We start from the raw sequence: 14,405 nt of genomic DNA on the forward strand, positions 1-14,405 counted from the left end.
GTGGGTCTCTTCACGCGCAAGCGGCGTCCGGGCATCCAGCGCACCGGGTCGTCGGACGACCTGCGCCATCTCGCCGAGTTCCTCGAGACGCGCTCGGGCGTCGAGGCCTACGTCGAGCCGCGCACCAGCCTCACCGACACCACCGTGGTGCTCGTGGCCGCCGACGGCGAGTGGACCCGCCGCCGCGTCGACGGGCCGGACGGCGCCCACGCGTTCGCGAAGAAGCACAAGATCCCGCTGTACGACGCCGCCGTGGTCGGCTACCCCCGGCGCATGCGCGAGTGGACGGCCCGCCAGAAGGCGCAGAAGTCGGGCGGCCCGTCCGTCTGACCGCCCGCCACGTCAGCGGCCGGCGAGCTCCTCGCCGACCGCGATCATGGTGCGGACGGCGGCGCCGGTGCCGCCCTTGGGCGTGTAGCCGTGGGGGCCGCCGAGGTTCCAGGCCGGTCCGGCGATGTCGAGGTGCACCCACGGTAGGCCGGCGGGCACGAACTCCTTGAGGAACAGCCCGGCGACGAGCATCCCGCCCCAGCGCTCGGTGGGGGAGTTGACCAGGTCGGCGACGGGGGAGTCGAGGCCCGGGCGCAGGTCCTCGGGCAGCGGCATCGCCCACGCCGACTCGCCCGCGCGCCCGGCGGCGGCGACGACGGTGTCGCGCCAGGCCGGCTCGCCCATGGCGCCGATGACCTTGCTGCCCAGGGACACGAGCTGGGCGCCGGTGAGGGTCGACGCCTCGACCAGGAAGTCGGGGTCGTCCTCGCCCGCGCGGACGATGGCGTCGGCCAGGATCAGCCGTCCCTCGGCGTCGGTGTTGTCGATCTCGACGGTGCGGCCGCCGTACATGTGCAGCACGTCCGAGGGCCGGTACGCCGATCCGGACGGCATGTTCTCGGCCATCGGGACGGTCGCGGTGACGTCGACCTTCACCTTGAGCTCGGCCAGCGCGGCGATCGCGGCGACGGCGGCGGCCGCGCCGCCCATGTCGGACTTCATCCACGTGAGGTTCGCGGTCTTGAGGTTCACGCCACCGGTGTCGAAGGTGATGCCCTTGCCGACGAGCGCGAGGTGCTGCTTGGCCCGCGCCGGACGGTAGGTGATGCGCACCAGCCGGGGCGGACGGACGCTGCCCTGACCGACGCCGAGGATGCCGCCGAACCCGCGCCGCTTCAGCGCCTTCTCGTCGAGCACCTCGACGTCGAGTCCCTGCGCGGACGCCAGCTCGCGGGCGCGCTCGGCGAACACCTGCGGATACAGGTCGTTCGGCGGGGTGTTCACCAGGTCGCGGGCGGCGGTGACCGCCTTGGCGACGGCGGTCGCCCGCTTCACCTCGGCCCGGGCGGACGACCCGCCGGCCACGGTGACCGTCTTCAGCCTGCGGGTCGCGGGCTGGGACTTGTAGTCGGTGAAGGCGTAGCTGCCGAGCAGGGCGCCGAGCGCGAGCACGCCGGGCTCGGCATCGATCGCGATGTGCACCCGCGCGTGGGCGCCGAGCCCCCGCAGGGCCGCGCCGACCGCGCGCCGCAGCGCCTCGTCCGACGCCTCGTCGCCGACGCCGGCGGCCACGACGAGCGGGAAGTCGGCCCGGCCGAGGGTGGGGATGCGCGAGATCTCGTCCGCACGTCCGCCGGCGCCCAGCGTCTTCAGCGCTTCGAGCAGCCGTCCGCCGAGGGCCTTGTCGACGTCCTGCGCGCCGGGCACGAGCTCCGGCCCGTCCTTCGTCCGCCTCACGCCGACGACGACGGCGTCGGCCTTGTCGGCGGTGGCGATCGAGACGGTGGGTAGCTGGGTCGGCATGGGAAGCACTCTAGGTCGATAGGTTGACCGGCATGACCGACCTGCTCCGTTCCCCCGTGCACGACCGGCACGTCGCCCTCGGCGCGAAGCTCGCCGACTTCGGTGGGTGGGAGATGCCGATCGAGTACCCCGGCGGCGGCGTCCTCAAGGAGCACGCGGCGGTCCGGGACTCCGTCGGGGTGTTCGACGTGTCGCACCTGGGCAAGGCGTCCGTCACCGGGCCGGGGGCGGCGTCGTTCGTGAACGCCTGCCTGACGAACGACCTGGGACGGATCGCGCCGGGCAAGGCGCAGTACACGCTGGCGTGCGACGGGACCGGCGGTGTCGTCGACGACCTGATCGCGTACCTCGTGTCGGACGACGCCGTGTTCCTGATCCCGAACGCCGCGAACACCGCCGAGGTCGTGCGCCGGCTGCAGGCGGCCGCCCCCGAGGGCGTCACCGTCACGGGGCAGCACCACGACTACGGGGTGCTGGCCGTGCAGGGGCCCCGCTCGCTCGAGGTGCTCGCCCGATTGGGGCTGCCTGCCGAGCTCGACTACATGGCGTGGGCGGACGCCGAGTGGGACGGCCGTCCGGTGCGCATCTGCCGCACCGGCTACACCGGCGAGCACGGGTACGAGCTGGTGCCCGCCTGGGACGTGACCGCCGAGCTGTGGGACGCACTTGTCGCGCAGGTGCGCGAATTCGGCGGGCTACCCGCCGGCCTCGGTGCACGCGACACGCTGCGCACCGAGATGGGCTACCCGCTGCACGGACAGGACCTCTCGCTCGACATCTCGCCGGTGCAGGCGCGCTCGACGTGGGCGGTGGGCTGGAAGAAGGACGCGTTCTGGGGACGGGACGCCCTGCTCGCCGAACGCGAGGCCGGCGCGGCGCGGACGCTGCGCGGCCTGGTGGCGCTCGACCGCGGCATCCCGCGCGCGCACATGCCGGTGCTCGACGCGGACGGCGCCACCGTCGGCGAGGTCACCAGCGGCACGTTCTCGCCGTCGCTGCGCAAGGGCATCGGGCTGGCGTTGATCGACTCGTCCGCCGGGGTCGAGGACGGTGCCGAGCTGGCGCTGGACGTCCGCGGACGCCGCAGCGCGGTGCAGGTGACGGCCCCGCCGTTCGTGCCGTCGCACGTGCGTTAGGCGCTGTCGCCGTCGTGGCGTTGCTCGAGCACCTCGGCGTCCCGCGGGTGGTCCTCGGCGAGGTCGACGGGGTCGCCGTCGGGTGACGCCCGTCCGGTCACGGGGAATCCGCCGTCACCGGTCGGCAGCGCGGGACTGTCGCGCAGCGCGTGGATGGTCGAGTTCAGGAAGGCGACGAGGGGCACGGCGAGCAGCGCGCCGACGATGCCGGCGAGCACGGTGCCGGTCAGCACCGCCAACGCGATTGCGAGCGGGTGCACCTCGACGCTGCGGCTCATGATGTAGGGCTGCAGCAGGTGCGCCTCGACCTGCACGAGCACGATGATCGAGATCGCGACGACCAGCGCGGCGCCGAATCCGTGCTCCAGCAGCGCGACCGCCACGCACAGCGCACCGGTGACGGTGAGGCCGACCAGTGGCACGAACGAGCCGAGGAAGATCAGCACGCCCAGCGCCCCGGCCAGCGGGACGCGCAGGATCAGCAGCAGCACCGTGACGGACACGCCGTGGAACAGCGCGATCAGCACCTGGCCGCGCATGTAGCCGCCGAACGTCCGCCAGCCGACCCGTCCGGCGCGGTCGAGCCGGAACTGCGAGGCGCGCGGGAACAGCCGCAGCACCCAGTTCCAGATCTGCTCGCCGTCGCGCAGCAGGAAGAACGTCGAGAGCAGGATCAGCAGCAGCGCGCCGAGCACCTCGACGACGGTGCGGACGGTCTCGATGGCGCCGCTGATCAACTCGCCCTGGTGTTCCTGCACCGCCTTCTGGAACTCGTCGGTGAGGCGGTTGAGGTCCTTGGACTTCAGGTTCAGCGGGCCGTTCTGCAACCAGTCACGGGTCTCGTCGACGAACTCGGAGATCTGGTCGCCCAGCTGCGCCGAGTGGGCACTGATCTGCCAGGCCACGAAGTAACCGACGCCGCCGAGCACCGCCAGGCCGATGAGCAGAGCCAGCGCCGCCGAGACCGACCGGGAACCCGGTAGGCGCCGCAGCGAGCGCTCCAGCGGGTGCAGCACGGCGGTGAAGAACAGCGCGATGATGAACGAGAACGCGACGAGCTCGATGCGGAAGAAGATCTGCGTCAGCACGTACAGGCCGAGCCCGATGACCAGCAGGCGCCACGTCCAGGCCGCGGCGATGCGGACGGACGGGGTCACGGCGTCGGCGGCGTCCGAGGTCTCGGGACGCGGCCGCACGGGTCCGCTCACGAGGGCGTCCCCGCGGCGGCGTGCTCGGCGGACGCCCGCAGCACCGGCACGCACAGCACTGCGGCGGTCCCGTCGCCGCGGCGGTCGAGCCTCAGCACCGGTTCGTGCTCGAGTTCGGAGACCGCGCGCGTGTGCACGGGGTCGTCGTCGGTGTCGGCGACGAGCCACCACCGCGTCGCCCGCCTGGCCACGTCCGCGACCAGCAGGGCCGCGACGACGGCGCTCGCGCCGTCGAGCACAACGGGGGTGCGCCGCGCGGTGGCAGCGGCCAGCAGCCCGGTCACGCCCGCGAGGCCCGGGTCCTGCAGGTGACGCAGCAGGGCGTCGGGATCGGTGCGCAGGTCGGCCGCCGCGTGGCGCGCGTCGCGCAGCGTCCCCGCCCGGCGGATCCACCCGGCGGTGTCGACAGCCCGCCCCCCGCGCGGGAGCAGCGCGGTCGGCTCGACGGCGCAGAGCAGGCTGACCACGACGGCGTTCGCGACCTCGTCCGGCGCGGACGCGGTGACCAGCAGCAGGTCGACCCCCGACTCGGCCGCGTCGTCGGCCGCGGCGACGCCGGCCTCGAAGGCGGCGCCGGCGTCGTGCGGAGGTTCGAGGTCGCGGACGGTCACGTCGAGCGACGCGGCCAGCGTGCGGACGGTCTCGCTCACGCCGCCGACGGCGGCGAGGCGCACCCGCGACGGCGGGCGGGGCGGGTGGACGCCCTGTGTGCCGGCCAGCCACTCGGCGAACTCGGCCGTCCGGCCCGCGGTGGCGGAGGCGACAGCGCGCGTGTTCGCAGCGGCCTCGGCGTCCGGCCAGTCGACCTGTGCGCCGAGGCCCGCGATATCGGTCGCCGCGCGCGTCACGTCCCGAAGTATGCCCCGCGACCACGACCGCATGGCCGTCATCGCCCGGTTGCCCGGGCCGCGCCGGGTGTTACCGTTCCTCCGCCCGGGCCTCCGGGCAGCTTCACCCGGTCCGTGCAGGGGAAGCCGGTGCGAAACCGGCACTGACCCGCAGCCGTGAGCCGTTCCCGGGACACCGGGTCCGGCGAGTCGGAATGCCTGTCCGATCGGGTCGGCCAGTGCCTCGTCGCGGTACGCGAGGCGGTGCCCGGTCCGTCCGTCGGCCGAGTCCCGCCCGCTCGCCGCGTGTGCTCGACACGGATGGACCCACATGCTCCCAGCGCGCGCCCGCCTCACGGCTGCGGCCACCATCGCCCTGCTCGCCTCCGGCGCGCTCGTCACCGCAGCCCCCGCCGGCGCTGCCGCGCTGAAGTCGACGCGGACGACCGTCGCCGCCGCCGCGCCCGTGGCCGGACGCCCGGTGACGTTGCAGGCCCGCGTGTCCCCCCGTCCGGGCGGAGGCGTGGTGCGGTTCTCGGTGGCGGGCAGGACCCTCGCCGGGTGCGGGGCCCGTCCGCTGTCGGCCGGTGTCGCGTCGTGCCGGGCGACCTTCCCGAGCACCGGCACGCGCATCGTCGCCGCCACCTACTCCGGCCGCGCGAAGATCTACCGCAGCTCGATCGGCCGCCGCGCGATAACGGTGAAGGCACCGACGATCGTCGGCAGCACCGGGTCGTGCACGACGACCACGGGTGCGCTCGTCGCGGTCAGCTTCGGCGCCTGGGGCGGCGCGGTCGTCCGCGGCTGCGACACCACCCCCACCACCGGCGCCGACCTGCTGAAGACGGCCAGATTCACGACGACCCCGGTGCAGCGGCAACCGGCCTTCATCTGCCGCATCGGACACCCGCTGTTCAAGAGCGGCACCCGCTACCCCACCGCGGACAAGTGCGTGAACACGCCCTCGTCGTCCGCCTACTGGTCGTACTGGGTCGCCGCCAAGGGCGCCACGACCTGGAAGTACGCGGCGAGCAGCGCGGCCGGCCAGAAGGCCACCGCCGGATCGGTCCAGGCCTGGACCTTCGGCCGGACGGACGTCAGCGGCGCCGGCGGCAAGCCGGTGTTCACGCCCGCGCAGGTGCGCAAGGGATTGCCGTCCGCGTCCGCGATGCGGTCGGCGCAGCGCCGCGCGACGGCCGCGGCTCCGGCCACCGCGAACGCGAGCGCCGCGGCCGACTACCTCGTCGGACGGCTGGTCGGCGGCACCCATTACGACACCGAGGGCATGCCGGGCACGCCCGACTACGGACTCACGGTCGACGCCGCCCTCGCGCTCGCCGCGGCAGGCGGCCACGACGCCGTCGTCGACGACATCGTCGATTACCTCGCCACGCGCGTGAACGCGTACACGTTCGTGAAGTCCCCGCCCGGTGACGCCGGCCGCGCCGCCAAGCTCGCGCTGCTCGCCGAGGTCACCGGCCGCAACCCGCGCGCCTTCGGGGGCGTCAACCTGATCGCGGCGGTGCGCTCGCTGCAGTGCACCCGCGCCACGTCCGACTGCGCGGGCCGCGGCGCCTACCGGGGCGTGACCTCCACGTTCGGACAGGCGCTGGCCGTGCTCGCGTTGCAGCGGGCGGGCGTCGACGCCGGCGTGCCGGCCGCGTTCCTCGAGTCGCTGCAGACCGCCACAGGCGGCGTGGGCAGCAACACCGACGGCTCGGTCGTCGACGTCGACAGCACCGCCCTTGGCGCGATGGCGCTCGCCCTTGTGCCCGGCACGAGGGCCCGGGACTCGGTCACCTCGGCGCTGCGCTGGATCGCCGACCGGCAGCGTGCCGGTGGCGGTTTCACAGGCGCGTCCGGCACGTCTGTGAACTCGACCGCCCTCGCCGTCCAAGCGCTGTCGCTCGACGCCCGTCGGTACGCGTCGGCGATCGCGACGGGTCAGCAGTTCCTCGCCGCGGCGCAGAACGGGGACGGTGGGTTCGACAAGGCGCTGGGCGACAACGGTTCGGATGTCCGCGCCTCGGCGCAGGCGCTCAGCGGTGTTGCGCGCGTCCCGTTCGGGTCGGTGCTCGACGACCTCGGCAGCAGGACCGACGCGGGAGCTGGCGCCGATTTCGTGGTGTCGCAGCTCGTCGACGCCAATCACCTGACCAGCAGCTACGTCGACGAGAACGGCGACACCCAGGTCTACGACGACCAGGGGCTCACGGCGGACGGCGTCTTCGCGCTGCTCGCGGCCGGTGGCCACGATCAGACCGTTGCGGCGATGGTCACGTGGCTCGAGGGACAGATCGACGCCTACGCGGACCCGAACGGCGGTAAGGAGCAGTACCGCGGCCCGTACTCGGGTGGCCTCGCGAAGCTTGCGCTCGTCGCGCTGGCGACGGGCCGCGACCCGCATGCCTTCAACGGGGTCGATCTGCTCAAGGTGCTGCGTGACAACGTCTGCACGGCAGCGACGACAGACGCGACGCAGTGCAGCGCCAAGGGCGACTTCTTCCAGGCCTACAGCGGCATCACCCAGGCTCTCGGTGTCCTCGCGCTCAACGCGTCGACGCGGGCGTCCGACCACGTGGCGTTCACGAGCCCGGTCGTCGTCCGGCTGCGTCAGCTGCAGTGCGCCGACGGCGGCTTCAGCAGTGAGCTGCCCACGAAGGCGTCCGACTGCACGTCCGATGTCGATGCGACCGGCTTCGCGATCCAGGCGCTGAGCACCGTGCCGGGCGCCGACGCGGCCCTGGGCAAGGCGCAGCACTTCCTCGAGACGAGGCAGCGGACAGGCGGCGTGTTCGCGGGCGCGGCGGGCGAGAACTCGAACTCGACCGCGCTGGCCGCCGTCGGGCTGCAGTCCCTGGTCACGGCCCTGCACTCCTCGACCGTGCCCCAGGCGGGCCCGAGGACGATCGCCCCGATCACGCGATGGCAGGCGGCGTTGCGCGGACTCGCCACCTTCGCGCTGCCGAACAGCGGCTACGCCGTCAGCCGCGGGAGCGCCGACGCCGACGTCCGGTCGACCACGCAGGCCGTGCTCGCCGCCGCGCAACGCACGCTCGTCTCGCTCACCGGCGCGACGATCCTGGCGGTCCCGCGCGACGCCGTCGTGGTGCAGCCGCCGAACCCCGCCCCGACCCCGACGCCGACTCCGAGTGCGCCGACGTCCGGCTCCGCCGCGCCGGCGAAGGGCGCGGCGACGGAGGTCGCCGACACCGGCGTCACGTCCGACGCGCAACTCGCCTGGGCGCTCGCGCTGTTGCTCGTCGGCGCCGGATGCCTGGCGCTCGGCCGCCGTCGGACCGCCACGCGAGAGCGGTGAGCTCATCGGCGATCCGGGCCGCGACCACGTTCCTCGTGGCCGCGGCCCTCGCCGTCGCCGCAGTCGTCGTTCCCCCGAGCGTGCCGGCGACGGCGGCGCCTGCGTGCTCGTCCGGCGTTCTCGTCGCGGTCGACTTCCGGCCGTTCGGCGGCGGGCTGCAGAGCGGCTGCGACGCCGACCCGAGCACCGGACGCGCCGCCCTGAACCACGCCGGGTTCGCCACCGTCGACGTGACCCGACAGCCCGGCTTCGTGTGCCGCATCAACGGCCGTCCCGGCCCGGCGGCGGACAACTGCGTCAACACCCCGCCCGCGTCGGCGTACTGGTCCTACTGGTTCGCGCACGCGGGGCAGAACCGGTGGACGTACAGCCCCGAGGGCGCCGGAACGCGCAAGCCCTCGCCGGGCGACGTCGACGCCTGGGTGTTCGGCCGTACGAACGTCAGCGGGACGACCGGGCAGCCCTGCTTCAGCCCGGCGGACGCGCGCGCCGGGCGCAGCCGGTCGTGCCCCGTCGCTGCTCCGCCGCGGCGCACGTCGGCGCCCCGCACGACGTCGTCGCGCCCGTCGCCGCCCCGGACGTCGCGGCCGGTCACGCGCTCGACACCAGCCGGCCGGCCCACCACGGCGGCCGAGCCGACCTCGACCGGCGCGGCGACCCCGGCCCGGCGCTCCGCCACGACGCCGGCCACCCGGTCGGCGGCGCCCACGACGGCCACCGCGTCGGGACCGGCCCCGACCGCCTCGTCGTCCGGCGCGGTGGCGGTACCGTTCGAGCGTCCGAGCCCGGCGGCCGCGGACCAGGGCGGGTCCGACTCGGCGCTCCCGCTCGTCATCGTCCTGATCGTCGTCGCAGCGCTGGGCGCGGGAGCGGGCGTCACCGTCCTGCGTCGTCGCCGGCTCAGCGAGTAGGAAAGCCCAACCCATGACCATCCCGACGAGCGGCAGGCGCATCCCGCGCGCGCTGCACCCCGTCGCGTGGTGGGTCTGGGCGATCGGGCTGGCGGTCGCGGCGAACCGCACGACCAACCCGCTGCTGCTCGCGCTGTTGCTGGCCGTCCTGGGCTTCGTCATCGCCAACCGGCGCGGTGACTCGCCGTGGGCCCGGGCGTTCAAGTTCTACCTGCTCATGGCGCTGACGGTGATCGCGATCAGGGTGGTGTTCCGGTCGGTCTTCGCCACGGGCGTCACCCCGGCCGACCACGTGCTGTTCTCGCTGCCGCGGCTGACGACGCCCGACTGGTACGCGGGCGTCACCATCGGCGGCCCGGTGTCGCTGGAGGCGACGATGTCGGCGGCGTTCGACGGACTGCGGCTGGGCACCCTGCTGTGCTGCGTCGGCGCGGCCAACGTGCTCGCGAACCCCAAGCGCGCGCTGCGGGTGCTGCCCGGGGCGCTCTACGAGCTCGGCGTCGCCGTGGTGGTGGCGCTCAGCGTCGCGCCGCAGCTGGTCGAGAGCGCGCAGCGCGTCAACCGGGCGCGGCGGTTGCGCGGCGGCTCCGGCAAGGGGTTGCGGGTGCTGCGCGCGGTGGTCATCCCCGTCCTCGAGGACGCCTTCGAACGCTCGCTGCGGCTCGCGGCCGGCATGGATTCACGCGGGTACGGACGGACGGGCCGGGCCACGAAGGGCAGCCGCCGGCTCACCGCCGGCCTGATGCTGCTCGGCATGTCGGGACTGTGCGTCGGCGTCTACGGGCTGCTCGACGGCAGCACGCCGTGGGTGCTGGGCGTCCCGATGCTCGCCGTGGGGGCCGGGTCGTGCCTCACCGGCTTCGTCGTCGGCAGCCGCCGCATCGTGCGCACCAGCTACCGTCCCGACCCGGTCGAACTGCCCGAGTTCGTGGTCGCCGGCAGCGGCGTGCTGTGCGCGGCGGTCATGTTCGTGACGGTCGGGTACGACCCCGGGCAGCTGAACCCGTCGCTGTACCCGATCCGGTGGCCGCAGCTGCCGCTGCTGCCGGCGCTGGCGATCCTGGTCGCGGGCGTCGGCGCCCTGGCCGCCCCGCCCCCGGTGCGGCGCCGGCCGCCCACCCGTCCCGTCCGCCCCGAACCCACCGCCGCACGACCCGTCCGCGAGGAGGTGACCGTCGCATGATCGAGTTCGACCACGTCACGGTCACCTACGCCGACGCCGACGCACCCGTCCTGCGCGACGTCACCCTGACGATCGACGAGGGCGAGCTGTGCCTCGTCGTCGGGCGCACCGGGTCGGGCAAGTCGACCCTGCTCGGCGCGATCAACGGTCTCGTCCCGCACTTCACCGGCGGCACGCTCGCCGGTGCCGTGCGGGTCGACGGGCGCAGCACCGCCGATCACCCGCCGCGCGAGCTCGCCGACCTGGTGGGCGTCGTCGGGCAGGACCCGCTCGCGGGCTTCGTCACCGACACCGTCGAGGAGGAGCTCGCGTACTCGATGGAGCAGCTCGCGGTGCCGCCGGAGGTCATGCGCAAGCGGGTCGAGGAGATGCTCGTGCTGCTCGACCTCACCGACCTGCGGCACCGGGCGCTGCACGAGCTGTCGGGCGGCCAGCAGCAGCGTGTCGCGATCGGCGCCGCGCTCACCGCCAACCCGCGGGTGCTCGTGCTCGACGAACCGACCTCGGCGCTCGACCCCACCGCCGCCGAGGGCGTGCTCGCGGCGGTCACCCGGCTGGTGCACGACCTGGGCATCACCGTCGTCGTCGCCGAGCACCGGCTCGAGCGCGTCGTGCAGTACGCCGACACCGTGCTGCACGTGCACGGCGACGGCACCGTCACCCGCGGCGAGCCGCAGCGCATGTTCGAGACGACGTCCGTCGCGCCGCCGGTCGTCGAACTCGGGCGGCTCGCCAGGTGGGAGCCGCTGCCGCTGTCGGTTCGCGACGCCCGCCGCCGTGCCCTGCCGCTGCGCGAGGAGCTGCGCGAACGGCCGCTACCGGCCGTCCGCCGAACCCCCGAGCGCAGCGCGACGCCGTGTCTTCCCGCCGCGCCCGTGCTCACAGCCCGCAACGTCGTGGTCCGGTACTCGGACGTCGTCGCCGTCCGCGGTGTCGACCTCACCCTGAGCCCCGGACGGGTGGTGGCCCTCATGGGCCACAACGGGTCGGGCAAGTCGTCGCTGCTGTGGGCACTGCAGGGCTCCGGCCCGCGCCAGGACGGCAGCGTCGACGTGGGCGGACGGGACCCGAAACAGCTCAAGCCCGCCGAGGCACGCACCCGCGTCGGGCTGGTGCCGCAGACGCCCGCGGACCTGCTCTACCTCGGCAGCGTCGACACCGAGCTGGCGCAGGCGGACGCCGAGTCCGAGGGCGTGGCAGGGCCCTCCGCGCGCGAGCTGCTCGACCGCATCGCCCCCGGTGTCGACGGACGGCTGCACCCGCGCGACCTGTCCGAGGGGCAGCGCCTGTCACTGGTGCTCGCGATCGCGCTGCGGGCCGCGCCGCCCGTCGTGCTGCTCGACGAGCCGACCCGCGGTCTCGACTACGCCGCCAAGGCGGCCCTGACCGACATCGTCGACGAGCTCGCCGCCGAGGGTCGCAGCGTCGTGGTCTCGACTCACGACGTCGAGTTCGTCGCCGCGGCGGCCGACCGGGTGATCGTGCTCGCCGAGGGCGAGATCGTGGCGGACGGGCCGACGTCCGAGGTGGTCGTCGCGTCACCGGCGTTCGCCCCGCAGACCGCGAAGATCCTCGCGCCGCTGCCGTACCTGACGGTGGCGCAGGTCGAGGCGGCGCTGGCGTCATGAGGGCGATCGGCATCCCGAACCGCAGCGTGGTGTCGCTCGTGCTCGCCACGTTCGTCGGCGTCGTCGCGTTCGTGTGGCCGTTCGTGGTCGACCCCGGTCGGTTGGACAACCGGACCCTCGCCCCGATCATGTTCGGCGGGTTGCTGGTACTCGTGCTCGCGGTGGTCTTCAGCGAGATCGCCGACCACGGCATCGACGCGAAGGCCCTGGCCATGCTGGGCGTGCTGTCGGCGGTGAACGCCGCCCTGCGCCCGCTGGGGGCGGGCACCGCCGGCGTCGAGACCGTGTTCTTCGTGCTCGTGCTCGCCGGACGGGTCTTCGGCCCCGGTTTCGGGTTCGCGCTCGGCTGCACGTCGCTGTTCGCGTCGGCGCTGCTGACCGGCGGCGTCGGACCGTGGCTGCCGTACCAGATGTTCGGCTGCGCCTGGGTCGGCCTGTTCGCCGGACTGCTGCCCCGCGCCCGCGGCAGGGCCGAGATCGTCATGCTCGCCGTCTACGGCGCGGTGTCGGGCTACGTGTTCGGCTTTCTGCTCAACCTGTCGTTCTGGCCGTTCTCCGTCGACCCGAACAGCTCGATCGCCTACCTGCCGGGCGCGGGCTTCACCGAGCAGCTGCACCGCTACCTCGTCTTCGACGCGACGACCTCGCTGGGCTGGGACACCGGCCGGGCCGTCACCAACTTCCTCGCCATCGTGATCGTCGGGCCCGCCGCGCTCGCCACCTTCCGCCGCGCCGCCCGCAAGGCCGCCTTCCAGGCCCCGGTGCGCTTCGACCCGGTTACCGTCGAGCGATGACCCGCATCGTCTCGCTGCTGCCGTCGGCCACCGAGATCGTCCACGCGCTCGGTCTCGGCGACCAGCTCGTCGGCGTGACGTTCGAGTGCGACGAACCGCCGTCGGCGCGCACCGACGCCACCGTCGTCGTCGGCGGCAAGGACACCTCGGGCATGACGCCGGGCGAGATCGACGCGTACGTCCGCGCGCAGGCGGCCGCCGGTGCCGACCTCTACCACCTGCACCAGGACGCGCTCGCCGGCCTCGACCCCGAGCTCGTGCTCACCCAGGACCTCTGCTGGGTGTGCGCGCTGCCGTCCGGCAAGGTCGACGAGGCGCTGGAGTTCCTCGGGTGCAGCGCGGAGGTGGTCGCGCTCGACCCGTACTCGCTCGACGACGTGCTCGCCACGATCGGCACGGTGGCGAAGGCCGCCGGCGTCGACGACACCGTCACGCCCGTGCTGCGCGGACGTCTCGACGCGGTGGCCGCGGCGGTGTCCGGGCGCGAGCGTCCGCGGGTGGCCGTCGTCGAGTGGGTCGACCCCCCGTTCACCGCGGGTCACTGGATCCCCGATCTCGTCCGCGCGGCCGGGGGCGAGCCGGTCGCCGCGACCGGCGGCGAACGCTCGGTGCCCACGACCTGGGACGCGATCGCGGACGCCCGTCCCGACCTGGTGCTCGTCTCGCCGTGCGGTTACCACCTCGACGGCGCGGCCGCCCAGGCCGAGGTCGTGTGCGCGGCACTGCCCGACGTGCCGGTGTGGGCGATCGACGGCGACGGGCTGGTCGTCCGTCCGGGACCGCGCGTGGTCGACGGCGTCGAGGCGATCGCCGGGGTGCTCCATCCCGAGGCCGTGGCCGGCCGTCCGGCCTCCGTCCGCCGGGTGCGGTAGTGGTCCCGTTCAGTTCGAGGTGGTGACGACCGTCGTGCTCGCCACGACGGCCGCCATCACCGCCGCCTGGGTGGCCTGCACCGCCTGCGACACCGCGGCCGAGACGATCCGTCCCTCCTTGGCGTCCTTGGTGATCTGCTTCGCCCGCTTGCGGGCCGCGCCGCGGTCGTCCTTCTCGACGAGCTTCGGAATGAGGTCCTGCGTGGTCAGCAGGGGCACGAGCAGACCCTGGTGCTCCGTGGGCGTCACGCCCCGGGCGAGCACGTCGGCCAGGCCGGCGCGCAGTGCCCGCTCGGGCGCGGGATCGCTTTCGGGCCAGCGGACGGTCGTGAACAGTCCCAGCGTCTTGCGCTCCTCGCGCCCGAGGATGCCCCGGTCGACGAGCGACCGGCCCACCCGCTGGTCGATCTTCTTCAGCTTGTAGGGCAGGCGGCCGACCCAGTGCGACACCGACCGCGGCTTGTCGTCCGCCCCGATCACCGCCTGCGCCTCGTCGAGCAGCGGGTGCCCGCACGGTTCGCCCGTCACGAGCACCCGCTTGCGGTCGTCGACCTTCATCACCCCGGCCTCGGCGAGGTCGAGCAGCAGCGCACCCGCCACGGCCTCGTTCGGCGTGAGCCCGCGCGCCTTGCCGGACTCGTCGTCGTGGGTGAGCAGGAACAGCTCCTCGGCGATCAGCAGCGGCGTCGTCATGCCGTCCATGGTTCCCACGGCGGGGTCGTTACCCTCGGGC

12 protein-coding genes and 1 riboswitch are annotated in these 14,405 nt (G+C 74.1%); of the genes, 8 read left to right on the forward strand and 4 right to left on the reverse strand.

Going from position 1 to position 14,405, the window contains the following annotated elements; translation table 11 throughout:
• Window positions 1-330, forward strand: a complete 330-nt coding sequence (locus ACYVP9_RS03705; protein WP_460603340.1) for an oxidoreductase — start codon at window positions 1-3, stop codon at window positions 328-330.
• A gap of 12 nt (window positions 331-342) precedes the next feature.
• Here the strand turns inward: ACYVP9_RS03705 and ACYVP9_RS03710 are convergent, their stop codons facing one another.
• On the reverse strand, window positions 343-1,794 hold the full coding sequence (locus tag ACYVP9_RS03710; protein WP_460603341.1) for a leucyl aminopeptidase family protein: 1,452 nt from the start codon (window positions 1,792-1,794) through the stop codon (window positions 343-345).
• A 32-nt stretch (window positions 1,795-1,826) separates the two neighbouring features.
• Here ACYVP9_RS03710 and gcvT point away from each other — a divergent pair, with 32 nt between their 5' ends.
• Window positions 1,827-2,930 (forward strand): glycine cleavage system aminomethyltransferase GcvT, encoded by a 1,104-nt coding sequence (gene gcvT, locus ACYVP9_RS03715; protein ID WP_460603342.1) that lies wholly within the window; start codon window positions 1,827-1,829, stop codon window positions 2,928-2,930.
• Here gcvT and ACYVP9_RS03720 read toward each other — a convergent pair.
• Window positions 2,927-4,138 (reverse strand): AI-2E family transporter, encoded by a 1,212-nt coding sequence (locus tag ACYVP9_RS03720; protein WP_460603343.1) that lies wholly within the window; start codon window positions 4,136-4,138, stop codon window positions 2,927-2,929. The two genes, gcvT and ACYVP9_RS03720, sit on opposite strands and share 4 nt — an antisense overlap.
• Complete coding sequence (locus ACYVP9_RS03725) at window positions 4,135-4,986, reverse strand: nicotinate-nucleotide--dimethylbenzimidazole phosphoribosyltransferase (RefSeq protein WP_460603344.1); 852 nt, start codon at window positions 4,984-4,986, stop codon at window positions 4,135-4,137. The genes ACYVP9_RS03720 and ACYVP9_RS03725 overlap by 4 nt, the downstream gene beginning before the upstream one ends.
• A gap of 70 nt (window positions 4,987-5,056) precedes the next feature.
• A riboswitch (cobalamin riboswitch) is annotated at window positions 5,057-5,206 on the forward strand.
• Between the two features lie 90 nt (window positions 5,207-5,296).
• On the opposite strand from ACYVP9_RS03725, the gene ACYVP9_RS03730 reads away from it, so the two are divergent.
• Genes ACYVP9_RS03730 through ACYVP9_RS03755 form a run of 6 tightly spaced genes read left to right on the forward strand, consistent with a single transcriptional unit; the run spans window position 5,297 to window position 13,672 of the window.
• Entirely contained in the window at window positions 5,297-8,284 is a 2,988-nt protein-coding gene (locus ACYVP9_RS03730) for an Ig-like domain repeat protein (RefSeq protein WP_460603345.1), read from the forward strand.
• Window positions 8,281-9,195 (forward strand): hypothetical protein, encoded by a 915-nt coding sequence (locus ACYVP9_RS03735; protein WP_460603346.1) that lies wholly within the window; start codon window positions 8,281-8,283, stop codon window positions 9,193-9,195. Before ACYVP9_RS03730 ends, ACYVP9_RS03735 begins: the two co-directional genes overlap by 4 nt.
• 13 nt (window positions 9,196-9,208) lie before the next feature.
• Window positions 9,209-10,378: an energy-coupling factor transporter transmembrane component T family protein gene (locus ACYVP9_RS03740; protein WP_460603348.1), complete on the forward strand. Its 1,170-nt coding sequence runs from the start codon at window positions 9,209-9,211 to the stop codon at window positions 10,376-10,378.
• Entirely contained in the window at window positions 10,375-12,006 is a 1,632-nt protein-coding gene (locus ACYVP9_RS03745; RefSeq protein ID WP_460603349.1) for an ABC transporter ATP-binding protein, read from the forward strand. The genes ACYVP9_RS03740 and ACYVP9_RS03745 overlap by 4 nt, the downstream gene beginning before the upstream one ends.
• On the forward strand, window positions 12,003-12,800 hold the full coding sequence (locus ACYVP9_RS03750; protein WP_460603350.1) for an ECF transporter S component: 798 nt from the start codon (window positions 12,003-12,005) through the stop codon (window positions 12,798-12,800). Before ACYVP9_RS03745 ends, ACYVP9_RS03750 begins: the two co-directional genes overlap by 4 nt.
• Complete coding sequence (locus ACYVP9_RS03755; RefSeq protein ID WP_460603351.1) at window positions 12,797-13,672, forward strand: TroA family protein; 876 nt, start codon at window positions 12,797-12,799, stop codon at window positions 13,670-13,672. Before ACYVP9_RS03750 ends, ACYVP9_RS03755 begins: the two co-directional genes overlap by 4 nt.
• Window positions 13,673-13,681: 9 nt before the next feature.
• Here ACYVP9_RS03755 and ACYVP9_RS03760 read toward each other — a convergent pair whose 3' ends face one another.
• A complete protein-coding gene (locus ACYVP9_RS03760; protein WP_460603352.1) occupies window positions 13,682-14,365 on the reverse strand; it encodes a GOLPH3/VPS74 family protein in 684 nt (227 codons plus the stop codon).
• Window positions 14,366-14,405: the final 40 nt, after the last annotated feature.

Source organism: Jatrophihabitans fulvus (assembly GCF_054781375.1).